The sequence below is a fragment of the Kitasatospora sp. NPDC001664 genome, from assembly GCF_053596675.1.
In genome coordinates, this window is sequence record NZ_JBSFGS010000004.1 from 242,296 (window position 1) to 269,174 (window position 26,879).

Below are 26,879 nucleotides of genomic sequence, written 5' to 3' on the forward strand. Positions count from 1 at the left end.
ACGGCAGTGGTGTCGAGACTCACGGGGCGGCCCCTTTCTTGACTGGAACGGCGGTGCGGAGCGGGGGAACTGAGGTCAGATCAGGTTGGGCAGCAGGCGGGCGACCTGGTCGGCGACGGCCAGGCCGAGGGCGGCCAGCACCGGCACCCCGACCGTCCAGGCCTGCCAGCGCCCCCAGCGGGTCCAGGCCAGGGCCAGGGCGACGGCGGCCAGCAGCAGTGCCTCGCCCCAGAGCACCAGCGGCACCCAGGCACCCTCCTCGGTGCCCATCGCCTTCTCGGCCGCGGGCAGCGCGGCGAAGGTGAGCGGGCGGGCGTTGTTCGGCTGGACCTCGCTCTCGAGGTCGGCGTCCACGTAGAGCAGGTCGTCGGGCGCGTACAGCGGGCCGTCGCCGGTGACCAGCACCACCCGTCCGGCGCCGGTCTTGAGGGCGGGCGGCATCGGGTCGCCGGCCCGGCGGACCGTCACCACCCGGAAGGTGTGACTGCCCTGACCGGTGGTCACGGTGAAGGTCTCGCCCTGGCGCAGCTGGCCGATGGCGCCGAACGGGCCGCCGAAGCCCGCCTGGCGGCCGAACAGCACGCTGGTGCCGGCCTGGCCGGGCATCGCGGTGTCCCGGCGGTGGCCGGGGCCGGAGGAGAGAACCTCGCCGGTGGTGCCCTCGCGGACCACCTCGCGCAGTCCGAGGTGCTTGATCTCCAGCAGTGCGACGGGCGTGCCGGGCAGCACCGGCTTGCCGTCCTTGTCCAACTGGCCGACGGGGGCGGTGCCCTGGGCCAGGCTCAGGCGGAGCTCGGCCATCCCGGTCTCGTGGTCGCGCAGGTGGCGCAGGCCGCCGAGCGGGCCGAGGTCGAGCAGCAGGCCGAGCATCAGGCCGGCCAGGATGGCCAGCGCCGCGCCGATCAGCTGCGGTCCGTCCGGGGTCAGCCGGCGCACCACCGAGGGCCGGGCGGGCGGCCGAACGGGCGGGGGCGCGGACGGCGGGACGGACGGCGGGGCGGGCGCGGCGGGCGGCTCGGTGGACGGCGGCGTCCAGTCCCGCGGGCCGGGGCCGGCCTTGATCGGCACGGGGACGGTGACGGTCATTCGGCTGCCTCCTCGGCGGTGCGCCGGGCCCGGCGCCGCAGGCGCGGCACGGCGATCCAGCCGAGCAGCAGCAGCCCGGCGGCGACCGAGACCCAGGTGTAGAGCGGGACCCCGTCGTCGGCGGTCGCGGTGGAGCCGCCCCTGGCGCCGGCCACCGGCCCGGTGGCGACGCCGGGGTCGGGCGCCGGGGCGTGCACGGCTCCGGCGGGGGCCACGTCGGTGGCGGTCCAGGTGTTCGGCCCGGTGAAGGTGAGCGTGCCGGTGAACTCCTTGAGCGCGGCCGGGCGGACCTTGTTCCGGCAGGTCGCGGTGATGGTGTAGGCGCCCTTGAGCTGACCGGCTCCGGCCTGGGAGGCCACCACCCGCAGGGTGTTGGCCAGCGGCAGCACGAACCCGCCGCCGTTCGAGGGGCGGTAGACCGAGGCGGCCACCAGGCCGGTCAGCGGGTACCCCTCGGCGGGGAAGCCGGGGCCGGCGATCCGGACCGCCACGTAGTTGCTCGCCGGGTCCGGGCAGGGCGCCGAGCTGAGCAGGTCGATCGGGTCGTCGTCCTTGCCGGAGGCGTAGTCGAAGGCCAACGTGCCGGGTGCCTCGGCGGCCGAGGCCGTCGGTGCGGACCAGAGGTGGCCGAAGGCCAGCAGGGCCAGCAGGGTGGCCACCGCGACGGCGGCCGGAGCGGCGGACGCACCGCCTCCCCCGGCGGCGGCCGGTGCGGTGGGCGGGACGGCCGGACGGCGGCGGCGCCGGTACCAGCGCAGGCCGAGGGCGCCGGCCACCAGCAGGATCGCCAGCGTGGTCCACGGGATCCAGGCGAAGGCGTACTTGGTGACGGAGCTGATCAGCTTCGGGTCCTTGTCGCCGCCGACCGGCAGCGGGTCCACGGTGATCCCGGCGGTGCCCCACAGGGTCGGGTAGACGCCGGAGACGTCGAAGCGGTAGGTCACCGAGTTGCCGGGCAGCAGCTCCTGGAGGTCGGGCGGGGTGTGACCGGTGGCGATCGAGCCGAACAGGTTGGTCACCCGGACCGCCTGCTTGCCGCCGAGCCGGACGTTGCCGGTGTTGCGGACGGTGTAACTCACCGTCGTGCGGCCGGAGTCGAGCGGATTGGCGCTCGGGTGGTAGACCGCCTTGGCGTCCTCCACCTTGAGCTCGGCCCGCAGGTCGCCGGCCACCCGGATGTTGACCCGGGCGCCGACCCGCTGGTCGACGGTGATGGCGTTGCCCTGAGCGTCCTTGCTCTCCGCCCGCAGCGCGGCGACGATCCCGGCCGGGTGGTCCCCGGGGGTGGCGTCGGCGGGCACCACGAGGGTGAAGGGGACGATCTGGCGGCTGCGCGGAGCGAGCGTCACCGAGTCCGCCGCGGTGCGCAGCCAGCTTCCGGCCTGGGTGGACTTGCGGCCGTCCGGCAGCACGTCGTAGCCGCCGCTGTCGGTGTTGAAGGCGTCCGCGGGGTAGAGCCGCACGGTGAGCGGCTGGTCGCTGTAGTTCCAGAGCGCGACGTGGTCCTTGACCAGCGCGCCGGGGGTGGCGGCGTAGCCGAAGGTGCCCCGGGTGTCGGGGGCGTCGGCGGACGAGGGCTGGATGCCGAAGGTCTGCGCGACGGGCGGCGCGCCCTGGGCCGGGGCCTGCGCGGGTGCGCTCTGACCGGGGGACGGCTGCGCCGGGGGGTCCTCCGCGTGCGCGGTCCCCTGGAGCACGGTCAGGGCGAGCAGGGCCGGGGTGGCGAGTGCCAGGAGCCATCGGCGCATCGGCGGCGTCATCCTCGCTTGTCGGTACGGGAGTTGGGCACCGGCGGCCCGGCGGTCCAGAGCTGACACAGTGTCGCCTGGACCGCCCGGCCGCCGGGTTACGAACGCACGCTGACCCGGTGAACTACCGGCGTCAGATCGCGGTCAGGGTGAGCAGGCCCTGGTAGGTGCCGGCCTGGGTGGAGGTCGGCGCCAGCAGGGTGAGGTCGGCGCCGAGCTTGGCGGTGCCGAGGCCGGTCGCGGTGGCCAGGGTGCGGGACGACTTCAGGCCGTACGGGCCGCTGTCGTTGGCCTCGACCGCGTTGGCCGGGTTGACCGTGCCGCCCAGGGTGACCTTGAGGCCGTCGCCCTTGGAGACCAGGCTCGGGGCCCAGCCCAGGTTCTGCGCGTTGATCACGTTGGCACCCGAGTTGAACTGGGCGACCTGGCCGCTGACCGACCAGCCCGGGGCACCGGCACGGGTGTCCGTGACGGTGACGGTCTGGATGGCGCCACCGGTGGAGTACAGGGTGCTGGTGCTGTTCAGCGCCAGTGGGGGCAGCGTGACGTTGGTGCCGGCCACGCTGATCACCAGGGCGCCGGGGGCGACCGAGGTGGTGATGGTCTCGAAGACCGGGGACGGCGGGGTCGGGCCGCCCGGGTTCGGCGGGGTCACCACGGGGGTGACGGTGAAGGCCACCGTGCTGGAGGTGGAGGACGCGAAGTCGGCCGGGGCGGCCGGGGTGAACTCGGCGGTGAAGGCGTGGTCGCCCTCGGCCAGGGTCGCGGTGGTGAACTCGCAGGCGCCGGCCACCACGGTCTGGGTGCCGAGCACGGTGCCGTTGTCCTTGAACGCGACGGTGCCCGCGGCGCCCGGGGTGACGTTGGCGCTGAGCTTGACCGGGGTGTTCTTGGCGGCCGAGCCGGCGGGCGAGACGGCCAGCGCGGTGGTGGTCGCCGCGGCGCCCTTCGGGCTGATGGTGTAGGCCACCGCCGCGGCGGTGGAGCCGAGGAAGCCGGTGCTGGAGGAGGTGAAGACCGCCGACAGCTGGTGGGCGCCCTCGGTCAGCGCGTTGGTGGTCAGGGTGGCCTGGCCGGCGTTGACCGCGACCGGGGAGCCGACCGGGTTGGCGCCGTCCAGGAACTGCACGGTGCCGGGGGCGGCCGGGGAGACGGCGGCGGTCAGCGTGACGTCGCTGCCCACGGTGGCCGAGCCGTTCGGGGTGGCCGACACGGTGGTCGTGGTGGCCACCGCGACCGGGGCGTTCGGGTCGGTCGAGGTGAAGTTGGTGGCGCTGGACATCCAGATCGCGCCGACGAAGTCACCGTAGTAGGTGGCGCCGACCTTGTTGCGGCAGCGCAGGCGGAACTCGTACTTGCCGGAGAGCTCGGCGATGCCGTTGGCCTGGGCGTAGCCGCGCAGGGTGTTGGAGAGCGGGACGGTCACCTTGCCCTGGGCGTCGGCCGGGAAGCCGTCCTTGGACTGGTTCGAGGTGGCGCCGTAGCCGTCGGCCGGGAAGCCCTGGCCGAGCACCAGGACCTGGAGGTTGGTGCCCGAGGTGCAGGCGCCCGAGGCGGTCACGGTCAGACCCTCGTCGACGGTGCCGGCGTTCGGGTTGACGACCAGGCTGCCGATGGTCGGGCTGTCGGCCGCGTGGGCGGCGACGGAGCCGAGCATGGTGATGGAGCCGGCGGCCAGCAGGGTGGCCGCGCTGACCGCGATGGTGCGGGTGATCCGGATGCTCACGGTGGAGTTCGCCTTTCAGGCGTCAGTGGAGCGTTTCTGAGGGTGTTTCGGGCCCGTGGTGCGGGCCGGGTGTTGCTCAGACCGGTGGAGCTGTGGCCAGGTCAGCCGGTGACGCGCGAGATGTCGCCGCAGTTGGCGTTCACGCCGAAGCCGTACTGCTTGACGATGGCGGCGCGCTTGCAGATCTCGGAGTTCGAGCCGACGAAGACGTCCTTCCAGGGGCTGTTCGCCACCTGGGAGGTCGGGATGACGTTGTAGACGTCACGGGTGGCGGCCGCGCTGGAGTTCAGCAGCACCGACGGCACGCCGTTGATGTTGCCGAGCTGGGCGGAGCCGCGGATGTCGGCGATGGTGGAGGAGGCCTGCGCGATGTACTGGGCGATCGAGAACGGCACCAGCGACTTGGTGTCGAGGACGCGGCCGTCGTGCTCCTCGATCTTCTTGCCGCCCTTGGTGTCGGTCACGCAGGGGTACTTGTTGGCGCTGATGTCCGACTCGGTGATGCCGACCACGGTGAGCCAGAAGGCACGGGTGCCCGAACCCGCCTGCGGGAGCAGCGGCTTGATGTCCCAGTTCGGGCCGGTGCCGACGTAGCCCGGGTCGCAGCTGTAGATCGAGTGCAGGTCGGCGGTGGAGAGGTCGAGGGCGACCTCGGAGCCGGAGGAGACGGCGTAGGTGACGCCGTCCACCGCGAACGGGACGTAGGTCAGGCCCGGGGTGACGGCGGCCAGGTTCAGGCTGGAGGAGCGGGCGAAGTCCAGGCAGCCGTTGCCCAGGTTGAGCTGGTTGACCAGCGCGGTGCGGCCGGCGCCGGAGCCGTTCGGGCGGGCGACCGACTGGCACGCGGCTGCCGCCTTGGTGGCGACGGTGGCGGTGCCCAGCGCGTTGTAGGAGGCCACCACCTTCTGGCCGCCGAGGGTGATGTCGTTGGCCATGGCGTTCATGACGCCCTGGGTGGTGTCGGAGCCGACACCCGCCAGCTGGCGGTAGACCGGGGCGCCCGACGGGTCGGCCTGCGCGGTGCCGGTGCTACCCAGCACCAGGCCCAGACCGGCGGCAACGGTCACACACTTGGCGAGGTTGCTCTTGGTGGGAGAGTTCACGGTTCCTTCTTCCTACGGGCAGCTCTCGGGCACGGCCGGAGGGTCTCCGGCCGTGTGGCGCACCTGCGTTGACGGTGGATCGATGGTTCGGTGGTCTGTGGGCCCGCGCCCGGGTCAGTGCCGCCGCCTGCGCAGCAGGTGCGGCACGGCCACGCCGCCGACGGCTGCGAGCACTCCGGCGATCAGGGTGCCGAGCAGGACGTAGCGGGCGGAGCCGACCTTGGTCCCGGCGGTCTTGCCGACCGGGGCGGCGGACGGGGTGGCGGAGAGCAGGACCGGGCTGCGGGAGGGCTCGGGGCTCGGCGGCGGCGGACTCAGCGGAGCCGTGTCCACCGGGGCGCCGCCCGAGCCGCCGGAGCCGCCGCCCGTACCGGCACCGCTGCCGGAGCCGGTCCCGGCACCGGAGGCGGGCGTCACCCCGACCGGGGCGGTGGGGAGTTGGACGACCGTGCTCCCACTCGCCGAGGCGGAGGGCCGGGCGGTCGCCGAGGCGGACCCGGAGGCCGTGGGCGAGGCGGAGGTGCTCGGCTTGGGGCTCGGCTCCGCCCTCCCCGCCGCGAGCTCGATCGCGTCGGCGACCAGTCTGGCCTGGCTGCGCATCCGCTCGGGCAACGGGACGTAGCCAACGGGCAACTGGCCGGCGGCGACACCCGGCTCCTGGCCGGGGCCGGCCGCGTAGCGCAGCAGGTCGGCGTAGGACTTGCCCGCCTCGGGGGTGATCTGCGAGGGCACGGTGGCGGCGAAGGTGGTCAGGGTCAGCGGGTAGCCGCCGGCCACCTCGGCCCACGGCGGGATCACCGAGATGGTGGTCGCCGACTCGGGCATCGTGCCGTTGGCCATGGCCAGCATGGAGGCGTCCGTCGGGGTGACGAACTCGCCCTTGGCGTTGCGGATCTGAGCGGTGCTCAGACCGAACCGGGCCGCCTGGGCGGTGGTGGTCAGGGCCATCAGGGCGCGCAGGCCCTGCGGCTGCGGCGAGCCCTTCTTGAGCTGGCCGGGGATCACGGTGGCGTCCCAGACCGACTTGCCCAGGCCGTCCCCGCGGGCGATGCCCCGGGCGCCCTCGCGCATGCTGGGGGCGTAGGCGTGCGAGTCCAGGTTGCACCAGGCCGGGCGGCCGTCCGGGTCGTCCGGGAACTCCAGGCAGTAGACGTCCTGCTTGGGGTAGTTGGAGCGCGGGTAGGTGGTGCCGACCTTGATCCAGGCCTTGTTGATGGTGTCCTTCCAGACCGCGTGCTTCTCGCCGCGCAGGAAGGCGGCCGCCTCCGGGTCCTTCAGCAGCCACATCCAGACCAGCTGGGCGGCGTCGCTGTCGCCGTTGGGCAGCAGCAGGTCGGCGACCCGGGTCGGGAAGTACAGGTCCTTGAAGTACGGGTTGAGCGCCAGGAATTCGGGGTCGGTCAGCAGGTCGACCGGGTTCTCGGCCGGCACGTCCGGGTCGAAGGGGTTGACCGACTGCTGGTAGCTCTGGGTCATCAGCTTGGCGATGAGCCGGGGCGTCAGCTTGAGGTCGTGGATGCGCTGGCCGTCCTTCTTCTTCTTGTCCTCCGGCGTGCGGACGCCGGACTGGCTCTCGATGTCGAAGGCGAAGGTCAGCCCGGAGAGGGCGACCGGCGCGTAGTACGGCGTCCGGCCGGGCCGGTCCTCCTCGCGGGCCTGCGGGATGCCGAGGTAGGACAGGCCGGGGTCGTCCTGGTTGAGCTGGTTGCGGGCCAGGTGGTCGGCGATCTGGGTGTAGCTGAAGATCCCGCCCGCCTGGCGGCAGAGCACCGGCTGCCAGCGCCACATCGCCTCGGCGGCCATCTCGGTTCCGTTGGTGGGCCGTTCGGAGCTTCCGATCGGGCAGGACAGGCCGACCCGCTCGAAGCTCAGCGGCACCACCAGCCGCTTCTCCCAGTTGGTGAAGGAGAGCGGGCTGGTCTGGAGCTTGCCGGAGGAGCCGGTCGGCACCTCCTTGTTCACCTCGATCTCGCCGCGCGGCACGATCACCAGCCAGCAGCGGCGCGGGGTCGCATCGGCCGGGGCGCCGGCCGGGGTCTGGCCGCAGCCCAGGCCCGGTGCCTCCATGCCGGTCTGCATCTCGAAGTCGATCTGGCCGGAGCCATCGGCCCTGGTCGGCCCGAACGGCACCTCGTTGGTGGTCTGCGCGTCGTAGTACTGGCTCGCGCCGCCGCTCTCGGCCGGGCCGCCGTTGGAGGGGCGGAACGGCACGTAGATGTTCTTGGTCGGGTGCTCCTGGTAGAGCGGGTCGGCCTTGTCCTCGAGTGCGCCCGCGTTGAGCTGACGGGTGCTCACGAAGTCACCGGCGGAGATCCGCGGGTCCCCCTTGGTGGCACCGTACTGGCACTGCTCGCGGCTCGGGCCGCTGTCCTCGTCGCCCCAGCACTGCATGAACTGGAGGTAGTGACGGGCCAGGATCATCGGGCTCGGCCAGGTCGGCCTGCCGCCGGTCCAGGTCACCTGGACCGACTCGTTCACCAGGTGCGCGGTCTGGTGGACCGTCACCTCCAGGCCGGCGAACTCGCCGGAGCCGGTCACCGTGACCGGCCGCTGGTCGCTCTCCGACCCGGCGCCGGCCTCGGCCAGCCGGGCCGCGCCGGGGGCCGCCGCCGACAGGGCCGGCTCAGCGGCGGTGGAGCCCGCGCCGGAGCCGGCCGCCGGGGTGGCGGCCCTGCCGGTGGGCGGGGTGTCGGCCGCGATGGTGGGCTCGCCGGACGGGCGCTGCCCGTCGATCGGGACCGGGGCCCCGGTGATCGGGTCCACCGGGATCTCGGGGGTGGCCGAACCGCCGGCCGCCACCCGCACCGGCGCCGAGCCGGGCCCGGCCGACAGCGCGACACCACCGGCGACGGCCAGCACCAGGGCGAACGCCCCGGCCGTGCGGACCACCCGCCGGAGCGGACGCGCGCCCCGGGCCGTGCCACCGGCCCCGCTCCCGGCCTCGTCCCGGCCCGGCCGCCCCGCTGCGGCGAGGTCGTCCTGCGGCGGGCGCCCGTGCGTCCGACGGAGCCTCATCGGCCCTCCCCCCGGCGACGGGCGGCCCGGCCGGCCACCAGCGGCGGCAGCACGATGACCGCACCGAGCAGCAGACCGGCCACCAGCATCAGCGAGTGCCGCAGGCCGCTGCTGGCGGAAGCGGCGATCTCGACCTGGGTCGCGGACACCTGCTGGCCGCCGTCGCCGCCACCGGCCGCGCCGCCACCACCCCCGCCCCCGAGCGCCGGGTCCCCGCCGCCGAGCGCGGGATCACCCGAACCGCCGCCCGCCGCACCGCCGTTGGCGCCACCGGAGGCACCCCCCGCGGCTCCACCGGCCGCGCCGCCGCTGCTCCCGCCCGCCGCCGCGCCACCGGTGCCGCCCGCTCCCCCGGTGCTGCCCGCAGCACCGGCGGCCGTCCCCCGGGCACCGCCGGAGCCGGCCGTGCCACCGCCCGCCGTGCTGCCCGAACCACCGCTTCCGCCGGAGGAGTTGGAGCCGCCCGAGGCACCGGCGCCGCCGGTGGCGGTGCCGCACATCTGGGCGCCCTTCTTGTCGCACTCCTGGGGCATCGGCGCCCCGGCCGCGAACGGGTTGGTCCCGTTGGGCCCGAAGGTCGGGTTGGTGCAGGCGTTGGCGTCGAAGGCCCTGCCCTCGGAGCCCGGCACCTTGGCCAGCTGCTCGAACCCGGACTTCACCAGCTGCTGGGTGAGCGGCGAGTAGCCGAGCTTGTCGGCCTGCCGCTGGCCCTCGCAGAGGAAGTAGTAGCCGAAGGCGCTGAGCGTCTTGCCCTTCTCGTCCGGGAAGCTCTGGGTGGCGCTGGTGTGCACGGCCATGTAGCTGTAGCTGGAGAGCGGGTAGGCGTTCTTCTCCGGCGAGCTGTACACGTCGTCGAGCCGCTGGGTGAGGTCCTGGTTGATCCCGGCGTGCCCGAGCGCGACCGAGACGTTGCGGGCGGTCGGCTCCACGTAGTAGCCCGCGTCGTTGAGCACCTTCACCACCGGGAAGCGGGCGTTGAGCGCGTAGGAGTACTCGACGTAGGTGATCGCGCCGTTGTTGGAGTCGGTGGCCACCGCGTTGGCCACCGCGATCGAGGTGCCGAGCGACTGCCAGGTGGAGCCGGGCAGCAGCGGGTAGAACGAGGTGACCCCGCAGGGCGCGTGCCGGCTGGTCTTGGCGCAGTACGCGTCCCAGGTGCCCTGGTGACGCTTGCTCATCCAGGTGGTGAGCTGCGCCGTGGTGCCGGAGCCGTCGGAGCGGACCACCGGGCGGACGGCCACATTGGGGAGCGCCAGGCCGGGGTTGTCGGCCGCCACCAGCGGGTCGTTCCACTTGGTGATCACGCCGGTGAAGAGCTTGGTGAGGGTGTCCCCGGAGAGCCGCAGGTTGTCGACCCGCTTGCCGTTGATCTTCAGGTTGTACATGAACGAGGTGCCACCGGCCACGATCGGCAGGTAGGCCATCGGGAACGGCGGCGGCGCGTCGAACTGCCCGCCGTCGGTGAGGCCGTACGGGATCTCGGTGACCGCGAAGTCGGTGGCCTGGTTCTTGAACTGGTTGCGGCCGTAGCTGGAGCCCTGCGCGTCGAAGTCGATGGTCATGCCGTACTGGCGGACGTTGGTGACCCAGGCGTCCACCGCGTTGCTGCTCCAGGTGGAGCCGGCGCCGCTGATCCGGCGGTAGTCGGCGGCCTCGGCCCGCGGCGCCGCGCCGAGCAGCAGCGAACCGGCCACGACCGCGAGCGCGGTGAGGAGGGTGAGGGTACGGGTCAGCATGCGGGTGAGCACGGGTGCCTTCCGGACGGCGGGGAACGTGGCGGGGCCGGTCATCCGGGCCAGGTCGGCGGCGGACTGCCGGGCCCGGCGCTCGCGCTGACGGGAGGTCAGGTCGCCGGGGCCGCGGCCGCCGAGCGTGCGGGCCACCACGAAGAGCAGCAGCACCAGGCCGAGCAGCACCGCGGCGGCGCCGAAGGCCCTGGTGATGTGGAGCTGGGACGGGAACTTGATCAGGGTGAACGCCATCAGCGGCAGCGAGGCCTGCGGGTCGCTGGTCGGGTCCGGGTTGAGGTTCTTGGTGTAGCCGGAGCAGAGCAGCACCGGGGAGGTCTCGCCGATGCCGCGGGCCGCGCCGAGGATGACGGCGGTGGCCAGGCCGGAGCGGGCGCTCGGCAGGGTCACCGTCCAGACGGTGCGCCAACGGCCGGCGCCGAGCGCGTAGGAGGCCTCCTTGAGGGAGGCCGGCACCAGGCGCAGCACCACGTCGGTGGCCCGGATCAGGATCGGCAGCATCATCACCGAGAGGGCCACCCCGGCCGCCAGGCCCGAGCGCGGGAAGCCCAGCGCGAGCACCAGCACGGCGTAGATGAACAGGCCCGCCAGGATCGAGGGCAGCGCGGTCATCGCCTCGACCAGGGTGCGCACCAGCCGGCTGAACCGGCCGGGCACCTCGCTCATGAAGACCGCGCAGCTGATCCCGACCGGGATGGTGATGGCCAGCGAGATGGTGATCTGGATCAGCGTGCCGACGATGGCGTGCAGCGCGCCGCCCTTGTCGAGCGGGTCGGTGGGCCCGGCCCGGGACAGGTCCTGGGTGTAGAAGTTGGTGTGGCTGAGCGCGTCCCAGCCCTTGAGGAAGACGTAGCCGACCACCCAGACCAGCACGCCGAGCAGCAGGGCGGCGATGGAGTGCACCACCACCGAGGCCAGCCGGTCCCGGACCGCGAGCCCGTTCTCGTCCCGGGAGACCAGCAGGGCGTACAGGCCGAGGAAGCCGAGCCAGACGCAGATCACGAAGCCGAATCCGCCGCTGAACGGCGCGAAGCGCTGGAACAGCAGGGCGGTCATCGCCACCGAGGCCGCCAGGCTGCCCCAGAACGCGTAGTGGTCCGAGGCCCGGCGCGGCGCGATCCGGCGCGGGCGCTGCGGCGGGGCCGACGCGTCGGGACGCCCCACCACGGTGGTGCGCGGCCCCTTGTCGAGCGGCAGCTCGGACGCGGGCACCTCGGGCAGCGGCACCTCGGACTCGGCGTGCGGAACGGTGGTGGTCACGAACTGGCCCCCGAACGGCTGCGGGCGACCACGGCGGCCGCGGCGAAGTTGACCACCAGGGTCAGCAGGAAGAGCGCGAGGCCGGCCGCCATCAGCGCGGAGATGGAGAACGGGGTGGAGTCGCCGTAGCGCAGGGCGATCATCGGGGCCACCGCGCTGCCGCCGGTCTGCAGGACGTGCGGCTGGATCTCGAAGGCCATCGAGAGGATCAGGTAGACCGTGATGGTCTCGCCGAGCGCGCGGCCCAGACCCAGCATGGTGCCGCCGATGATCCCGCCGCGGCCGAACGGGAGCACCACCGAGCGGATCATCCCCCAGCGGGTGGAGCCCAGCGCGTACGCGCCCTCGCGCTCGCCGGCCGGGGCCTGGTCGAAGACCTCGCGCATGATGGAGCACATGATCGGCGTGATCATGAAGGCGACGACCGTGCCGGCCATCAGACTCGACGCCGTGTAGACCAGCGGCGGGGTGAGCGGGTCGTTCGGGTCCACGCCGTTCACCTTGAAGAGCGGGATCCAGTCCAGCCAGGTGGAGAGCCAGCGGGCCACCCCGGCCAGCTGGTACTGGAGCAGCTTGTAGCCCCAGACGCCGTAGACCACGCTGGGCACGGCGGCCATCAGGTCGACCATGCCGATCAGGGTCCGGCGCAGCTTCCGGGGCGCGTACTCGCTGATGTAGAGCGCGCTGCCGAGCGCCAGCGGCACCGCCAGCAGCACCGCGATCCCGCCGACCAGCAGGGTGCCGACCAGCACGGCCGCGATGCCGAACTGGCCCTTGCCGCCGTCCGGGTTCCAGCTCTCGGTGGTGAGGAAGGTGAGGCCGGCGGTGGAGAGCGCCTCGGAGGCGCGCACCGCCAGGTAACCGCCGACCCCGAGCATCACGACCAGCACGAAGGCGCCGCTGCCCTTGGCCCAGGCCAGGAAGATCCGGTCCGGCAGACCGGGGTTGGCGGTGATCGGGCGGGGGACGTCCTCCTCGCGGGCGTCCTCGACCGGAGCGGCCACGGTGGTCACGCCGCACCGTCCACGGTCGTGCCCGCGCCGCCGCGGTCCACCTCGGCCGCGCTGCGCGCCCCCGCCATGAAGCGCGCCAGGTTGTACTGGCACTCCCGCTGACGGCGGTAGCCGCGGGCCGAGCAGGCCACCGTGCGGCCGTCCAACTCAAGCCGCCAGAGCCAGAGTTGGCCGCGGTCCAGCGAGCTGATGGTGGCCCGCCCCTGGTCCACCCTGGACTGGAAGTCCTCGATCGCGGCCCGGCAGGCCACCGCGTCCCGGAAGGTGTCCTGACTCTGGCCCAGGTGCCGGTTGTTGGCGCCGAGCAGCCGCCACACCGTCCCGCCCGAACCGAGGTCGGGGCGGGACGGTCTGTTGACGATCAGGAATCTGGGATGCCCCATTGCCGGTGCCCGCCCTTCCGCGCTGCCTTGGCCGGAAGAGACCGTCTCGGCTCAGAAGTACCGCTCAGATGCGGCCAGATGAACGCCGGACACGGGGCTGCTGAACGAACCGTGCGCGAAACCCACACGGATCACACACCGAAGATTCCGTTCTGACGAAGTGTCAGCTGGTCGGAGGGGTTCCGTTGACCTCCAGGGCCATGGTCAGGACGCGATCCGCCGCGCTCCGGCCGACCTCCACCGTGTACGTCCCGGGGCGCAGCTCCCACCCCTGCGGGCCCCAGGTCTGCACGGCCCGTTCGGCCAGCGTCACCCTGGCGGTGGCCGACTCCCCCGCTGCGGCCTCCACCACCGCGAACCCGGCCAGCTGGCGGGAGGGCCGGCTGCGGTCCACGCCGTCGGTGGCCAGGTAGACCTGCACCACCTCGCGCCCGGCCCGGGCCCCGGTGTTGCGCACCCGGACGGTGACCTCGGCCAGCACGCCCGGCTCGGCACTGAGGCGGGCCGCCACGCCCTGGTACTCCCAGCTGGTGTACCCCTGGCCGGCGCCGAACCAGTACGCCGGCTCGGCCGCGGCCCGGCGCTGCCAGGCCCGGTAGCCGATGAACAGGCCCTCCTCGTACGGCAGTCGGCCGTCCACCGGCTCCACCGTCCAGACCGGCACGTCGGCCTCCTCGGCCGGCCAGGTGGTCGGCAGCCGCCCGCCCGGCTCGGCCTCGCCGAGCAGCACCCCGGCCAGCGCGGCCCCGGCCTGCTGGCCGGGGAACCAGGCCAGCAGCAGCCCGGCGACCTGCTCGCGCCAGGGCAGCAGCACCGGCGAGCCGGCGTTGACCACCACCACGGTGCGCGGGTTGGCCGCCGCCACCCGGGCCACCAGCTCGTCCTGACGGCCCGGCAGCCGCAGGCCGTCGCGGTCCACGCCCTCGCTCTCCACCTCCTCGGTGGTGCCGACCACCACCACGGCCACCTCGGCGGCCCGGGCGGCCGCCACCGCCCGCTCGATCAACTCGTCGGCGGTGCCCGCCGGTTCGGAGTGCCCGAGGGCGAAGGAGACCAGCCCGAACCCGGCGAAGCCGCCGGCCTCCGGCAGGGTGTGCACCAGGGTCAGCTCGGCCGGGCCGGCCAGCTCGACCGGGAAGCGCCGCTCCGGCGGGTTCAGGAAGGCCGCCGCCGGGTCCTCGCCGGACGGCAGCAGCACGTCGTCGAAGAGCACCCGCCCCGCGCACTCCAGCCGGTACCGGCCGACCCCGCGCACCGCCACCAGGTGCTCGCCCGCGCGCTCCGGCACCACGGTGGTGCGCAGCACCACCTCGCGCAGCGCGTCGAAGCCCACCCCGCCGGGCAGCGCGCCGAGCCAGCGCACGGTGCCGTCGGCGGTGGCCGCCGTGCCGAGCACCTCGCCCTCCGCACCGCGCAGTTCGGCCGTGCCGGGGAAGGCCACCGGCGGCACGAATGTCCGCGGGTCCGCCCCCACCTCGTACACCACCGCCTGCTCGCCGAGCGCGGCCCGCAGCCCCTCCAGCGGGGTGACCACCGAGGTCGGGAAGACCTGAGCACTGCCCCCACCGCCGATCCGGGCCTCGGCCGCGGCCGCCCCGATCAGCGCGATCCCGGTCCGCGGGGCCAGCGGCAGCACACCGCCCTCGTTGCGCAGCAGGACGAAGGAGCGGGCGGCCAGCTCGCGGGCCACCGCGTCCCCGTCCAGCTCCTCCGGCAGCTCCTCGGCCGCCACCACCGGCGGGGCGCCCTCCAGCAGCCCCACCCGGGCCGCCAACCGCAGGACGCGGCGGGCCAGTTCGTCCACGGTGTCCTCCGGCACCAGGCCCTCGCGGACCGCCCGCACCAGGTGCTCGCCGTAGACGGTGGCCGGGCCCGGCATGGCGACGTCCATCCCGCCGAGCGCGCAGCCGACGGTGTCGCGCGCGCCGGTCCAGTCCGAGACCAGCACCCCGTCGAAGCCCCACTCCTCGCGCAGCACCCGGAGGTTGAGCTCCTGGTGCTCCGTCATGGTGGTGCCGTTGACGGCGTTGTACGCGGCCATCAGGCCCCAGGGGTGAGCCTTGGCGACGATGGTCTCGAAGGGGGCCAGGTAGAGCTCGCGCAGGGTGCGCTCGTCCGCCCGGACGTCCACCGTGTAGCGGTCGGTCTCCGAGTCGTTGCCGACCCAGTGCTTGGGGGTGGTGGCCACCCCGCCGTCCTGCACCCCGGCCACCAGCGCGGCGCCCAGCTCGCCGGTCAGCAGCGGGTCCTCGGACCAGCACTCGAAGTGCCGGCCGCCGCGCGGGCTGCGGTGCAGGTTGACGGTGGGCGCGAGCACCACGTGGACGCCCTTGCGGCGGGCCTCCTGGGCCAGCAACCGCCCGGCCCTGCGCACCAGTTCGGGATCCCAGCTGGCGGCCAGCGCGGTCGGCGAGGGGATCGCCACCGAGGGGTCGTCGGCGGTCCAGTGCTCGCCGCGGACACCGGCCGGGCCGTCCGACATCACCAGCCGGCCGAGCCCGATCTCCTCGTCGGCCGGCAGCGACCACATGTCGGCCCCGGCCAGCAGCGCCACCTTGGCGGTGAGGTCCAGCTTGGCGAGGGCGGCCTCGACGGCGGCCTCCCGGGCGGTGTCGGTCATCTCGCGCTGCTCCTTGCCCTCGTCGGTCGTGCTGTCGTCGGTCGTGCTGCCGTCGGTCGTGCTGCCGTCGGTCATCTCAGATCCACCCCTCCAGCGAGCCCAGGAAGCCCGCGAAGTCGTCCCGGTGGATGGTGTGGCCGGCCCCGGCCACGGTGCGCACCTCGAAGCCCCGGCCGCGCAGCTCCTCGGCCTGCTGCTCGTTCACCAGGAAGCTGGGATCGGCCAGTTGGACCAGCGAGGGCACCACCGGGGCCTCCGGCAGACCGGCGTACCCGCCGTGCGCGGTGAGCGAGCGGGCGGTGTCCCGGTCCCAGAGCGCCAGGGTGGCCAGCTCGGTCTCGACGTCCTCGGCCTCCCAGCGCGGGTTCATCGCCGCCACCTGCTCGGCGGTGGCGGTCTCGGCGAAGCCGACGAACAGCTCCGGGTCGATCCCCGGCTGGTCGAACAGCCAGGCCGGGTCCGAGAAGACCGCCCGCCGCGGTGCCAGCCGCTCCACCGCCCAGCGCAGCGAGAGCCCGCCGAGCGAGTGCCCGACCGCCAGCTCCGCGCCCACCGGCAGGGTCTCCACCAGGTCGTCGGCGTACTGCCGCGGCCCGTACCTCTCGGCCGGCGTCTCCCCCTCGCCGCGCGGGCTCAGGCCGTGGCCGCGCAGGTCCACCGCGATCACCCGGTAGCCGCGCTCGGCCAGCGCCGGGCCGAACCGCCGCCAGGTGCGGTGGTCCGACATGATCCCGTGCACCAGCAGGGCGACCCGGTCGCCGGTGCCCCATTCATGGGTGTGCAGCTTCATTGCTCCATTGCCTTTCTGATGTGTCGACATGTCGGTACTCAGCGGACGCCCTTGATGGGCCGGACGGCGAGCGCCCCGGCCAGGGCGAGCACGGCGCCGAACACGAAGAGGGGGGTGTAGCCGCCGATGCCGACCACGGCGGAGGCGACGAAGGGGGCGAGGATCTGCGGTCCGGCGTTGGCGATGTTCAGCACGCCCATGTCCCGGGCGGCGTCCTCGGCCCGCGGCAGCACCATGGTGACCAGTGCGGTGTCCACCGCCATGAAGCAGCCGAAGGCCAGGCCGTTGACGGCGGAGAAGACCAGCATCCCGCCCCAGGTCGGGCTGACCACCGGGATCAGCAGCGAGACCCCGGAGAGCGCGGCCGACAGGCCGACGAACAGCTTGCGCCGGTCCATCCGGTCGGAGAGCACGCCGCCGGCCACCGTGGAGAGCGCCATGGTGACGGCCGAGACCGGCGTCAGGATCGCCACCGCCTCGGCCGGCTCCAGCCCGGCCGGCAGCGCGATGTGGTCCTGCAGGACATACAACTGGTAGCCCACCACGGCGAAGTAGCCGAGCACCAGCAGCCAGCGGCCGATGAAGGCCCAGCGGAAGTCGTGCTCGCGCAGCACCCCGAGGAAGGCCGCCACCTGCTCCCGCAGCGGAGCGGGCGCCTTGGGCTCCATCCGCTGCTCCTTCGCCCCGAGGGTGAAGACCAGCGCCGCCACGGCCACGAGCAGGCCGAGCACCAGGTAGCCGGTGCGGTAGTGGTCGGCGAAGGCCGAGGCCGTCACCACGCCGACGGTGGAGCCGACCGGCAGCCCGAGGCCGACCGCCGCCGAGGCGGCGCCGCGTCTCGCGGCCGGGACCCGGTCGGGCACCACCGAGGTGAGCGCGGCCTGGTAGAAGTTCATCACCGCCTGGCCGAGGCACCAGGCGATGGCCACCAGCAGCACGGTGTCCACGCTGCCGAGCAGCGCCATCGCGGCCACGGTGGCCAGGCCGCCGCCGAGGATCCACGGGTTGCGGCGGCCGGAGCGGTCGGAGAGCGCACCGGCGAAGGGGTTGAAGAAGGTCGCGAAGACGGCCGCCACCCCGGCCACCAGGCCCAGGTTGGCCACCTTCTCGGCCGGGTCGATCCGTTCGACCTGGATCGGCAGCAGCACGGAGCCGACACCGAGGTAGAGCGCGTACATCGCGGTGTTGCCGGCGAACAGCAGCGGCAGCAGGCCGCGGGCGGTGCGGGTGGTGGGAGCGGGGACGTCAGTGGGGGTGGGGGTAAGGGCCACGTTGCCCTCCATGACTCTCGTGAGGGAAGTCGTTGACGAGGTTACACGTGTAACGCTTACACGTGTAAGCAGCCATGTAACCTGGCGTCCCCGCCCCCGACCAGCCCCCGGACGTGAAAAGATTCGAACCGTTATGAGCAGCCCCCCGCCCCCGACCAGCGCCGACGTCGCCCGCCTCGCGGGCGTCTCCCGCGCCACCGTCTCCTTCGTGCTCAACGACACCGCCGGCGGCCGGGTCGGCGAGGCCACCCGGCAGAAGGTCCGGGCCGCCGCCGCCGAGCTCGGCTACGTGCCGCACGCCGCCGCACGCTCCCTGCGGGCCGGCCGCACCGGCATCGTCCTGATCGGCGGCTCCTCCGCCCCGATCGGCCCGCTGTTCAGCGGCTTCTACCGCGAGCTCCAGGGCGCCCTGCGCGAGCGCGGCCACACCAGCGTGCTCTACGGGCCGACCGGCGAAGGGAACGAACCCGCCCGCGCCTGGGCCGAGTTGAGGCCCGCCGCGGTGCTCTGCCTGGAGCCGGTGCTGACCCCCGCCGGGGTCGAGCTGCTGCACCGCTCGGGGACCAGGGCGGTGCTCACCCTGGGCACCGCGCCCGTCCCCGGGGCGCACGCGCTGATCATGGACCAGCGCGAGGTGGGTGCCGCGGCCGGCGCCCACCTGCTGGCCTCCGGCCGCCGCCGGCTCGGCGTGGTCGTCCCCACCGACGCCGGCCTCGACCAGTTCAGCGGCCCCCGCCTGGCCGGGGTCCGGGCCGCCGCCGCCTCCGCCGGACTGCCGGACGCGGTCACCCCGCTCCCCCTCGACTACACCGAGGAGTCCGGGGCCGCCGCCGCCCTGCGCTGCCGCGAGCTCGGCCTGGACGGCGTCTTCGCCTACAACGACGAGTACGCCATGCTGCTGCTGCGCTCCCTCCAGGACCTGGGCGTCCCCGTCCCCGAACGGACCGCCCTGATCGGTGCCGACGACCTCCTCCTCGGCCGCCTGCTGCGCCCCCGCCTCACCACCGTCCGCCTCACCCTCCCCGAGGGCCGCACCCTGGCGGACCTGATCGACCTGCTGATCGAGAACCCCCACAGCACCCCCGCCGTCGACAACCTCCTGACGGCCCGTCTGATCCCCCGCGAATCGGCCTGACCGGCCCGACCGGCCCGACCGCAGGCCGGTGGGAGCCCCGGCGAAGCCGGGCTTCCGCCACGCGGCGGACCACGGCGAGGCCGGAATCCTGCGGTCGCGCGGCGCACCCCGGCCGGACGGGATCCGCGTGCACTGCTGCGCGGGCCGCGCCCCACCCCACCAGCAGACGGCCCACGGCGGGCCGGAGGACGCCGCGAAGCCCGGGGCCCGCAATCACAGCCCGGGTCCCGGCCGGAGGCCGGAGGGGTCGGCGCGGAGCCCGTGGCACCACGACGGCCCGCACCCCACCGGGGGTACGGGCCGTCGTGGTGCCACGGGGCGTCAGAAGCCGAGCTTGCGCAGCTGCTTCGGGTCTCGCTGCCAGTCCTTGGCGACCTTGACGTGCAGGTCGAGGTAGACCGGGGTGCCGAGCAGGGCCTCGATCTGCTTGCGGGCGGTGGTGCCGACGTGCTTGAGGCGGGAGCCCTTCGCGCCGATCACGATGGCCTTCTGGGACTGCCGCTCGATGTAGACGTTGGCGTGGATGTCGAGCAGCGGCCGGTCCGCCGGACGGTCCTCGCGGGGGATCATCTCCTCGACCACCACGGCCAGCGAGTGCGGGAGCTCGTCCCGGACGCCCTCCAGGGCGGCCTCGCGGATCAGCTCGGCGACCATGATCTGCTCGGGCTCGTCGGTGAGGTCACCGTCCGGGTAGAGCGGCTGGCCCTCGGGGAGCAGCTTGGTGATCAGCTCGCCGACCAGCTCGACCTGCTGGTCGCCGACGGCGGAGACCGGGATGATCTCGGCCCACTCGATGCCCAGTTCGGCGCCGAGCTGGTGGACGGCGATCAGCTGCTCGGCCAGCCGCTTGGAGTCGACCAGGTCGGTCTTGGTGACGATCGCGACCTTGGGGGTCTTCTTGATCTCGGCCAGTTCCTTGGCGATGAACTTGTCGCCGGGGCCGAGCTTCTGGTCGGCGGGCAGGCAGAAGCCGATCACGTCCACCTCGGCCCAGGTCGAGCGGACCAGGTCGTTCAGCCGCTCGCCGAGCAGGGTGCGAGGCTTGTGCAGGCCGGGGGTGTCGACCAGCACCAGCTGGGCGTCCGGACGGTGCACGATGCCGCGCACGGTGTGCCGGGTGGTCTGCGGACGGTCGGAGGTGATCGCGACCTTCGTCCCGACCAGGGCGTTGGTCAGGGTCGACTTGCCCGCGTTGGGGCGGCCGACGAAGCACGCGAACCCGGAGCGGTACGGGGAAGAAGGGCTACTCATGCGCACCATTCTCCCTGATCGTCCGACCGGACTCGGTCAGCGGGCCTTCTTCCCCGTCGCCGCGCCCACCAGCAGCAGGACGAACAGCAGCAGAGACCCGATCAGCCAGTACGGCGATCCGGTCTCGTGCCACCGCCCCAACCCCATCAGGGTCAGCAACACACCCGCGAGGAAAGCACATCCACCCATGCCGGTCAGATTATCGATCTGCCGACACGCTCAGAAGGCCTGCCGGAAGGTCCCGTCCGGGCCGGCCAGCAGGACCGGGGCGGACGGGCCGCCCAGATCGCGGACGGCGGCCAGGTCGCCCTCGGCGGGGGCGTCGGCGGCGGTGACCACGGCGGCGGCCTCCAGGCCCTTGGCCCCGCTGGCCACCGCCATCGCCACGGCGGTCTGCAGCGCCGTCAGCCGCAGCGAGGGCAGCTCCACGGTGCCCGCCACGTACGTCCGCCCGGTCTCGTCGCGGACGGCGGCCCCCTCGGCCACGCCGTTGCGGGCGCGGGCCGAGCGGGCCAGCGTGATGATCTTCTTGTCCTCGGGGTCCAGCTGGGTCTGCTCAGTCTGATCGGTCATGCCGCTGAGCATAGGAGACCCGCACCGGCCGCCGCTCAGGCGTCCAGCAGGTCGCCCTTCCCGGCCGGCGCGAAGGCGGCCAGCGCCGCGTCCACCCGGGCCAGGTCGGCCGCCGAGAGCCGGACCTCGGCCGCCGCGGTGTTGTCGGCGATGTGCGCCGGGGTGCGGCTGCCCGGGATCGGGACCACGTGGTCGTCCTGGTGCAGCAGCCAGGCCAGCGCCAGCTGACCGGCGCTCAGGCCGAGCTCGGCGGCGATCGCCCGCACCGGCGCGTAGTGGTCGTTGTTGGCCTTGAGGTTGGCCTCGTCGAAGCGCTCCAGGTTCTTCCGGAAGTCGCCCTCCTTCAGCTGCTGCACGGTGCCGGTCAGGAAGCCGCCGCCGAGCGGGCTCCAGGCCACCAGCCCGACGCCGAGCTCCCGGGCGGCGGCCAGCAGCTCCGGGTCGGCCGGCTGCCACATCGACCACTGCACCTGCACCGCGGCCACCGGGTGCACCGCGTGCGCCTCGCGCAGCTGGGCGGCGGTCACGTTGGACAGCCCCAGGTGGCGCACCAGCCCGGCCTCCACCAGCTCGGCCACCGCGCCGACGGTGTCGGCCAGCGGCACCTGCGGGTCCGGGAAGTGCGGGTAGTAGAGGTCGATCACGTCGGTGGCCAGGTTGCGCAGCGACTGCTCGGCGTAGCCCCGGACGTACTTCGGCTCGGCGTTGACCGCCAGCTCGCCGAAGGCGTAGCTGACCGGGAAGCGGTGCGCCTCGGCGCCCTCCGGGATCCGGAAGCCGAACTTGGTGGCCAGCACCACCTCGTCCCGCCGCCCGGCCAGCGCCCGGCCGAGCAGCCGCTCGTTGTGGCCGTCGGCGCCGTAGCCGTCCGCGGTGTCGAACATGGTGACCCCGGCGTCCAGCGCGGCGAGCACCGCCCGCTCGCCGCGGTCGTCGTCGGTCTCCCCGTACATGCCGGGCGAGAGCACCATCGCCCCGAAGCCGATCGGGGCGGTGCTGAGCGTACCCAGGGTGCGGGCGGTCATCGGATCTCCTCGTGCGTGGAAGACGTACGTGAAGATCCCTTCCTACCGCTCGAACTGACGACCCGTCAGGTGAATTCTCGGAACCGGCGGGCCCGTCTCAGTGGCCGGGCACCGCGGGCGGGCCGGTCGGGCCGCGCAGGGCCTCGGCGTAGCGGGCGTGCCGCTCGCGCCAGTAGGGGTTGTCGTGCGGCAGGTGCCGGCTGACCCGGCCGTACATGCCGAAGGTGGCGACCGTCAGGCCGAACAGGAAGCTGAAGATCACGTTGGACATGCCGAAGGCCAGGAAGTTGGCGTCCGAGTCCAGGATCATCAGCCCGACGAAGCCGGCCCCGACGAAGACCGTGCCGACCACCATGTTGATCCAGGAGGCCACGTTGCCCCCGATCGCGGCGCCGGCGATCAGCACCAGGCCGACCACCACCGACAGCAGCCCGAGCAGGCCGTTGCTGCTCATGCCGGCCACCCGGTCCCCCTGGGTGTCCAGGAAGCCCGGGCGGTCCAGCAGTCCGAGGATGCCGAAGAACAGCAGGAAGACCCCGCCCAACCCGGCCCCGAAGCGGTAGACCTGCGCCAGCCGGTGGTCGACCGGCAGGTCGTCCTTGAGCTTCAACACGGCGTACCTCCCGAGGGAGTGCGGCGGGGACCCCGCTGTCCACGCTACTCCTCGGCGTCGGTGCCCTCCCCCGGCTCGTCCTGCTCCCGCAGCGGGGCGACCAGCACGGTGCCGATCCGGTTGCGCCGGCCCGCCGCGCTCTCCGCGGTGAGCCGGATCGCGGTCAGGTCCGAGCCGGAGTCCTCCGGCACCGGGAGGTCGACCGAGGAGCCCGGGATCGGCACCCGGCCGAGGTGCTTGGCCAGCAGGCCGCCGACCGTCTCCACGTCCTCGTCCTCCAGCTGGAGGCCGAACAGCTCGCCGAAGTCCTCCACCAGCAGGCGGGCGGTGATCCGGTACGAGCCGTCCCCGAGGTCCTCGACCGGCGGGACCTCCCGGTCGTACTCGTCGGTGATCTCGCCGACGATCTCCTCCAGGATGTCCTCGATCGTCACCAGCCCGGCGGTGCCGCCGTACTCGTCGATCACGATCGCCACGTGCGAGCGCATCTGCTGCATCTCGCGCAGCAGGTCCGCGGCCGGCTTGGAGTCCGGGATGAAGACCGCCGGGCGCATCACCGAGGAGACCGGCTCGGACTCCGACTCCCGGTTGATGTGGGTGCGCCGGACCAGGTCCTTGAGGTAGACGATGCCGACCACGTCGTCCTCGTTCTCGCCCACCACCGGGATCCGGGAGAAGCCGGAGCGCAGGGCGAGGGTGAGGGCCTGACGGACCGTCTTGTGACGCTCGATCATCACCAGGTCGGTGCGCGGCACCATCACCTCGCGGACGATGGTGTCGCCCAGCTCGAAGACCGAGTGCACCATCCGGCGCTCCTCGTCCTCGATCAGGTCGTCCTTCTCCGCCAGGTCGACCAGGGCCCGCAGCTCGGCCTCGGAGGCGAACGGCCCCTCCTTGTACCCCTTGCCCGGGGTGAGCGCGTTCCCCAGCAGGATCAGCAGCTTGGGGATCGGCCCGAGCACCCCGGCCAGCGGGAGCAGCACGAAGGAGGCCGCGGTCGAGGTGGTCAGCGGGTGCTGGCGGCCGATGGTGCGGGGCGAGACGCCGACCGCGACGAAGGAGACCAGCACCATCACGGCGAAGGCCAGCAGCACCGCCTGCCAGGTCACCTCGATGCTGCGCACGCAGACCACGGTGACCAGGACGGCGGCCGCCATCTCGCTGGACACCCGGATCAGGGTGGCCAGGTTGAGGTAGCGGATCGGGTCGGAGGCCAGCGTCAGCAGCCGGTCGGCCCCGCGCCGCCCGGCCCGGACGGCCTCCTCGGCGCGGAACCGGGAGACCCGGGAGATGCCGGCCTCGGCGCAGGCCGCCAACCAGCCGAGCACGACGAGGAGGAGAGCCCCGACGAGGAGGCTCGTACTGTTGCCACTCACAGGAGGCCGCGCCTCAGTGGGTGGTCGGGGCGGGCGAGATGGCGGAGAGGCCGCGGCCGGCCCGCCAGTCGTCCAGGATCCGCTTCTGGAGGCCGAACATGACCTCCTTCTCCTCCGGCTCCTCGTGGTCGTAGCCGAGCACGTGGAGCACCCCGTGGACGGTGAGCAGCTGCAGCTCGTCGTCCATCGCGTGCTTGGTCGGGGCGTCCAGGCCCTGCTGCTTGGCGACCTCGGGGCAGAGCACGATGTCACCGAGCAGGCCCTGCGGAAGGTCCTCGCCCTCCTTGCCGGGGCGCAGCTCGTCCATCGGGAACGACATCACGTCGGTGGGACCGGGGAGGTCCATCCACTGGATGTGCAGCTCCTCCATCTGGGCGCTGTCGACCAGGATGACGGAGAGCTCCGCCTGCGGGTGGATCCGCATCTGGTCGAGGGCGTAGCGGGCGACGTCGAGGATGGACTCCTCGTCGACCTCCCAGTCGGACTCGTTGGCGATGTCGATCGACATGACGGGCTGGTTACTCAGCTTTCGGTGCGATGGGACTGGCGGGGGGCACGGGCGCCCTTCCGCTGGACGGGCTTTCGGGGTGCCGGGGCCTCGGCGGCCTCCTGCTGGGCGTCCCAGCGCTCGTAGGCGTCCACGATCCGGCCGACCAGCTTGTGCCGGACCACGTCGGTGCTGGTGAGCACCGAGAAGTGGATGTCCGGCACGTCGACGAGGATCTCCTGGACCACCTTGAGACCGGAGCGGGTGCCGCCGGGGAGGTCGATCTGGCTGGTGTCACCCGTCACCACGACCCGGGAGTTGAAGCCCAGGCGGGTGAGGAACATCTTCATCTGCTCGGGCGAGGTGTTCTGGGCCTCGTCCAGGATGATGAAGGCGTCGTTCAGGGTCCGGCCGCGCATGTAGGCGAGCGGGGCGACCTCGATGGTGCCCGCGGCCATCAGCCGGGGGATGGAGTCCGGGTCCATCATGTCGTGCAGCGCGTCGTAGAGCGGGCGCAGGTACGGGTCGATCTTCTCGTAGAGGGTGCCGGGCAGGAAGCCCAGCCGCTCCCCCGCCTCGACGGCCGGCCGGGTCAGGATGATCCGGTTGACCTCCTTGGCCTGGAGGGCCTGGACGGCCTTGGCCATCGCGAGGTAGGTCTTGCCGGTACCGGCCGGGCCGAGGCCGAAGACGATGGTGTGCTTGTCGATCGCGTCGACGTAGCGCTGCTGGTTGAGCGTCTTGGGGCGGATGGTGCGGCCCCGGTTGGACAGGATGTTCGCGGTGAAGACCTCGGACGGGGCCGGGTGGGCCGGGTCGTCGGCGGCGCTCCTGAGCATGGCGATGGAGCGCTCCACGGCGTCCTCCGTCAGCGGTTGGCCGGTGCGCAGCACCAGCATCATCTCGTTGAACAGCTGCTGGACGAGGGCGACCTCGGCGCGGGCGCCGGTCGCGGTCACCTCGTTGCCGCGGACGTGGATGTCGGCGTCCGGGAAGCCCTGCTCGATCACCCGGAGCAGCGAGTCGGTCGCCCCGAGCAGGGTGACCATGGGGTGCTTCTCGGGGATGGTGATCCGGGCGGTGGCGGCGGCGTCCCCGTGGGGACGCGACTGTCCATTGGTACGGGTCTGCGGTGTCTCAGTCATGGGTCGGCCGCTCGGGCCTGCCTCATCCCATCCGTCGTCTAGGGGTGCCGCTCGGTTCTCCGGGGTCACCAGGGTACGCCGCGCACCGGGTCACTGCGGTGACGCGGCTTCCGATGGTCCGGGAGGACGCGTGCGGATGCGAGTGGTTTTCCGTGCGCCTCCGGGTGCCCGCGGATGCCTCCGCCGGCTCACCGTCGCGGCGGTACGGCTACCCGGGCCAGGTCCTGGGCAACCACCAGCTCGCCGTCGAAGTGCTTGCGGGCCTCGGCCAGATGACCGCTCAGGTCCGGGTAGCGCTGGGAGAAGTGGGTCAGCACCAGGGTGCGCACCCCGGCCTCGGCGGCCACCCGGGCGGCCTGGGCGGCGGTGAGGTGGCCGTGCTCCTCGGCGAGGTGGGCCTCGGACTCCAGGAAGGTCGCCTCGATCACCAACAGGTCCGCGTCCTGGGCGAGTTCGCCCACCCCGTCGCAGAGCCGGGTGTCCATCACGAAGGCGAACCGCTGCCCCGGGCGGGGTTCGCTGACCTCGGCCAGGGTGACGGTCCGCCCGTCCAGCTCGACCGAGCCGGCGCGCTGGAGGCGGCCGACCGCCGGTCCGGCGATGCCGAGTTCCGCCAGCCGGGCCGGGATCAGCCGGGTCGAGTCCGGCTCGGCGAGCCGGTAGCCGAAGGAGTCGACCGGGTGCGAGAGCCGGACGGCGCTCAGCTCGAAGGCGGCGCCCGGGGCGGTCAGCGGCCCGGGCTCCTCGATCGGCCGGGGGCGCAGCTCGGCGGTCTCGTGGAAGGCGGTGGCGTGCCGGAGCCGGTCGAAGAAGACCTGGCCGCTGGCCGGGTAGTAGGCGTCCACCGGGTGCGGGACCTTGTCGAGGTTGATCCGCTGGATCACCCCGGCCAAGCCCAGCGAGTGGTCGCCGTGGAAGTGCGTGACGCAGAGCCTGGTGAGCTGGGTGGCGGAGACCCCGGCGTGCAGCATCTGACGCTGCGTCCCCTCGCCGGGGTCGAACAGCAGGCCCTCGCCGTCCCAGCGGAGCAGGTAGCCGTTGTGGTTGCGGTGCCGGGTGGGCACCTGGCTGGCGGTGCCGAGGACGACGAGTTCGCGCTGGGACACGGGATCAGACCAGGCCCTCGTGGAGCTTGCGGCCGCCGAGCACGTGCACGTGGGCGTGGAAGACCGTCTGGCCCGCGCCCGCACCGGTGTTGAAGATCAGGCGGTAGGAGTCCAGGCCCTCGTCCTTGGCCACCTCGCCGGCCTCCGCCAGCAGCTCGCCGGCGATCTCCGGCTCGGCGGCGGCGAGTTCGGCCGCGTTCGGGTAGTGCGCGTGCGGAATCACCAGGACGTGCGTGGGGGCCTGCGGGCTGATGTCCCGGAAGGCGAGCGTGCGCTCGGTCTTGCGGACCACGGTGGCCGGGATCTCCCCCGCCACGATCTTGCAGAACAGGCAGTCGGACTGCGGCTCGCCGGCCATCACGGTCTCCTCGCTGATCGTTCCGGATACGGTCGCAGCCTAGCCCA

General features: G+C 73.3%; 22 protein-coding genes. 1 reads left to right on the plus strand and 21 read right to left on the minus strand.

Going from position 1 to position 26,879, the window contains the following annotated elements; genetic code table 11:
- Nucleotides 1-75: 75 nt before the first annotated feature.
- The 11 genes from ACWCYY_RS08165 to ACWCYY_RS08215 all read right to left on the minus strand — a co-directional run bounded on the left by ACWCYY_RS08165 (nt 76) and on the right by ACWCYY_RS08215 (nt 17,763).
- On the minus strand, nt 76-1,086 hold the full coding sequence (locus ACWCYY_RS08165) for a sortase (protein WP_449795484.1): 1,011 nt from the start codon (nt 1,084-1,086) through the stop codon (nt 76-78).
- The gene (locus ACWCYY_RS08170; RefSeq protein WP_449795485.1) at nt 1,083-2,834 is read right to left on the minus strand and encodes a hypothetical protein; all 1,752 of its coding nucleotides are present in this window, start codon (nt 2,832-2,834) and stop codon (nt 1,083-1,085) included. The genes ACWCYY_RS08165 and ACWCYY_RS08170 overlap by 4 nt, the downstream gene beginning before the upstream one ends.
- 133 nt (nt 2,835-2,967) lie before the next feature.
- Nucleotides 2,968-4,560 (minus strand): Ig-like domain-containing protein, encoded by a 1,593-nt coding sequence (locus ACWCYY_RS08175; protein ID WP_345287645.1) that lies wholly within the window; start codon nt 4,558-4,560, stop codon nt 2,968-2,970.
- A 101-nt stretch (nt 4,561-4,661) separates the two neighbouring features.
- Nucleotides 4,662-5,663 carry a substrate-binding domain-containing protein gene (locus ACWCYY_RS08180; protein WP_345287643.1) on the minus strand — a complete coding sequence of 334 codons (1,002 nt, stop codon included), beginning with the start codon at nt 5,661-5,663 and terminating at the stop codon, nt 4,662-4,664.
- Nucleotides 5,664-5,777: 114 nt separating this feature from the next.
- Nucleotides 5,778-8,678 carry a hypothetical protein gene (locus ACWCYY_RS08185; protein ID WP_449795486.1) on the minus strand — a complete coding sequence of 967 codons (2,901 nt, stop codon included), beginning with the start codon at nt 8,676-8,678 and terminating at the stop codon, nt 5,778-5,780.
- The gene (gene pstA, locus ACWCYY_RS08190) at nt 8,675-11,686 is read right to left on the minus strand and encodes a phosphate ABC transporter permease PstA (protein ID WP_449795487.1); all 3,012 of its coding nucleotides are present in this window, start codon (nt 11,684-11,686) and stop codon (nt 8,675-8,677) included. The genes ACWCYY_RS08185 and pstA overlap by 4 nt, the downstream gene beginning before the upstream one ends.
- Nucleotides 11,683-12,699 carry a phosphate ABC transporter permease subunit PstC gene (gene pstC, locus ACWCYY_RS08195; protein ID WP_449795488.1) on the minus strand — a complete coding sequence of 339 codons (1,017 nt, stop codon included), beginning with the start codon at nt 12,697-12,699 and terminating at the stop codon, nt 11,683-11,685. The genes pstA and pstC overlap by 4 nt, the downstream gene beginning before the upstream one ends.
- The gene (locus ACWCYY_RS08200) at nt 12,696-13,082 is read right to left on the minus strand and encodes a hypothetical protein (RefSeq protein WP_345282488.1); all 387 of its coding nucleotides are present in this window, start codon (nt 13,080-13,082) and stop codon (nt 12,696-12,698) included. The genes pstC and ACWCYY_RS08200 overlap by 4 nt, the downstream gene beginning before the upstream one ends.
- Nucleotides 13,083-13,245: 163 nt before the next feature.
- Complete coding sequence (locus ACWCYY_RS08205) at nt 13,246-15,777, minus strand: beta-glucosidase (protein ID WP_449795489.1); 2,532 nt, start codon at nt 15,775-15,777, stop codon at nt 13,246-13,248.
- Nucleotide 15,778: 1 nt separating this feature from the next.
- Nucleotides 15,779-16,492 (minus strand): alpha/beta fold hydrolase, encoded by a 714-nt coding sequence (locus ACWCYY_RS08210; protein ID WP_345282486.1) that lies wholly within the window; start codon nt 16,490-16,492, stop codon nt 15,779-15,781.
- A gap of 38 nt (nt 16,493-16,530) precedes the next feature.
- A complete protein-coding gene (locus ACWCYY_RS08215; protein WP_449795490.1) occupies nt 16,531-17,763 on the minus strand; it encodes an MFS transporter in 1,233 nt (410 codons plus the stop codon).
- A gap of 133 nt (nt 17,764-17,896) precedes the next feature.
- Between ACWCYY_RS08215 and ACWCYY_RS08220 the strand changes: the two genes are divergently transcribed.
- Nucleotides 17,897-18,898, plus strand: coding sequence for a LacI family DNA-binding transcriptional regulator (locus ACWCYY_RS08220; protein ID WP_449795491.1), 1,002 nt, complete (start codon nt 17,897-17,899; stop codon nt 18,896-18,898).
- Nucleotides 18,899-19,219: 321 nt separating this feature from the next.
- On the opposite strand, the gene era is transcribed toward ACWCYY_RS08220, so the two are convergent.
- From era to ACWCYY_RS08270, 10 genes are all read right to left on the minus strand, one after another.
- Nucleotides 19,220-20,149, minus strand: a complete 930-nt coding sequence (era, locus tag ACWCYY_RS08225; RefSeq protein WP_345282483.1) for a GTPase Era — start codon at nt 20,147-20,149, stop codon at nt 19,220-19,222.
- Nucleotides 20,150-20,185: 36 nt separating this feature from the next.
- Nucleotides 20,186-20,338 (minus strand): hypothetical protein, encoded by a 153-nt coding sequence (locus ACWCYY_RS08230; RefSeq protein WP_380149979.1) that lies wholly within the window; start codon nt 20,336-20,338, stop codon nt 20,186-20,188.
- A 30-nt stretch (nt 20,339-20,368) separates the two neighbouring features.
- A complete protein-coding gene (locus ACWCYY_RS08235) occupies nt 20,369-20,722 on the minus strand; it encodes a cytidine deaminase (RefSeq protein WP_345282481.1) in 354 nt (117 codons plus the stop codon).
- A gap of 35 nt (nt 20,723-20,757) precedes the next feature.
- Nucleotides 20,758-21,747, minus strand: coding sequence for an aldo/keto reductase (locus ACWCYY_RS08240; RefSeq protein WP_345282479.1), 990 nt, complete (start codon nt 21,745-21,747; stop codon nt 20,758-20,760).
- Nucleotides 21,748-21,844: 97 nt separating this feature from the next.
- Nucleotides 21,845-22,357, minus strand: coding sequence for a DUF4383 domain-containing protein (locus ACWCYY_RS08245; RefSeq protein WP_345282500.1), 513 nt, complete (start codon nt 22,355-22,357; stop codon nt 21,845-21,847).
- A gap of 47 nt (nt 22,358-22,404) precedes the next feature.
- Complete coding sequence (locus tag ACWCYY_RS08250; protein WP_345282477.1) at nt 22,405-23,736, minus strand: hemolysin family protein; 1,332 nt, start codon at nt 23,734-23,736, stop codon at nt 22,405-22,407.
- A gap of 13 nt (nt 23,737-23,749) precedes the next feature.
- Nucleotides 23,750-24,244, minus strand: coding sequence for an rRNA maturation RNase YbeY (ybeY, locus tag ACWCYY_RS08255; RefSeq protein WP_449795492.1), 495 nt, complete (start codon nt 24,242-24,244; stop codon nt 23,750-23,752).
- 14 nt (nt 24,245-24,258) lie between these two features.
- Nucleotides 24,259-25,368: a PhoH family protein gene (locus ACWCYY_RS08260; RefSeq protein ID WP_345282473.1), complete on the minus strand. Its 1,110-nt coding sequence runs from the start codon at nt 25,366-25,368 to the stop codon at nt 24,259-24,261.
- Nucleotides 25,369-25,556: 188 nt separating this feature from the next.
- The gene (locus ACWCYY_RS08265) at nt 25,557-26,474 is read right to left on the minus strand and encodes a ribonuclease Z (protein WP_345282471.1); all 918 of its coding nucleotides are present in this window, start codon (nt 26,472-26,474) and stop codon (nt 25,557-25,559) included.
- A 4-nt stretch (nt 26,475-26,478) separates the two neighbouring features.
- The gene (locus tag ACWCYY_RS08270) at nt 26,479-26,832 is read right to left on the minus strand and encodes a histidine triad nucleotide-binding protein (protein WP_449795493.1); all 354 of its coding nucleotides are present in this window, start codon (nt 26,830-26,832) and stop codon (nt 26,479-26,481) included.
- Between the last annotated feature and the right edge of the window lie 47 nt (nt 26,833-26,879).

Bases quoted from the DNA above. Each gene is read 5' to 3' on its own strand.
- ACWCYY_RS08165 (WP_449795484.1), bottom strand. From the start codon at position 1,086: ATGACCGTCACCGTCCCCGTGCCGATCAAGGCCGGCCCCGGCCCGCGG.
- ACWCYY_RS08170 (WP_449795485.1), bottom strand. From the start codon at position 2,834: ATGCGCCGATGGCTCCTGGCACTCGCCACCCCGGCCCTGCTCGCCCTG.
- ACWCYY_RS08185 (WP_449795486.1), bottom strand. From the start codon at position 8,678: ATGAGGCTCCGTCGGACGCACGGGCGCCCGCCGCAGGACGACCTCGCC.
- ACWCYY_RS08200 (WP_345282488.1), bottom strand. From the start codon at position 13,082: ATGGGGCATCCCAGATTCCTGATCGTCAACAGACCGTCCCGCCCCGAC.
- ACWCYY_RS08205 (WP_449795489.1), bottom strand. From the start codon at position 15,777: ATGACCGACGGCAGCACGACCGACGGCAGCACGACCGACGACAGCACG.
- ACWCYY_RS08210 (WP_345282486.1), bottom strand. From the start codon at position 16,492: ATGAAGCTGCACACCCATGAATGGGGCACCGGCGACCGGGTCGCCCTG.
- ACWCYY_RS08220 (WP_449795491.1), top strand. From the start codon at position 17,897: ATGAGCAGCCCCCCGCCCCCGACCAGCGCCGACGTCGCCCGCCTCGCG.
- era (WP_345282483.1), bottom strand. From the start codon at position 20,149: ATGAGTAGCCCTTCTTCCCCGTACCGCTCCGGGTTCGCGTGCTTCGTC.
- ACWCYY_RS08230 (WP_380149979.1), bottom strand. From the start codon at position 20,338: ATGGGTGGATGTGCTTTCCTCGCGGGTGTGTTGCTGACCCTGATGGGG.
- ACWCYY_RS08235 (WP_345282481.1), bottom strand. From the start codon at position 20,722: ATGACCGATCAGACTGAGCAGACCCAGCTGGACCCCGAGGACAAGAAG.
- ACWCYY_RS08240 (WP_345282479.1), bottom strand. From the start codon at position 21,747: ATGACCGCCCGCACCCTGGGTACGCTCAGCACCGCCCCGATCGGCTTC.
- ybeY (WP_449795492.1), bottom strand. From the start codon at position 24,244: ATGTCGATCGACATCGCCAACGAGTCCGACTGGGAGGTCGACGAGGAG.
- ACWCYY_RS08260 (WP_345282473.1), bottom strand. From the start codon at position 25,368: ATGACTGAGACACCGCAGACCCGTACCAATGGACAGTCGCGTCCCCAC.
- ACWCYY_RS08270 (WP_449795493.1), bottom strand. From the start codon at position 26,832: ATGGCCGGCGAGCCGCAGTCCGACTGCCTGTTCTGCAAGATCGTGGCG.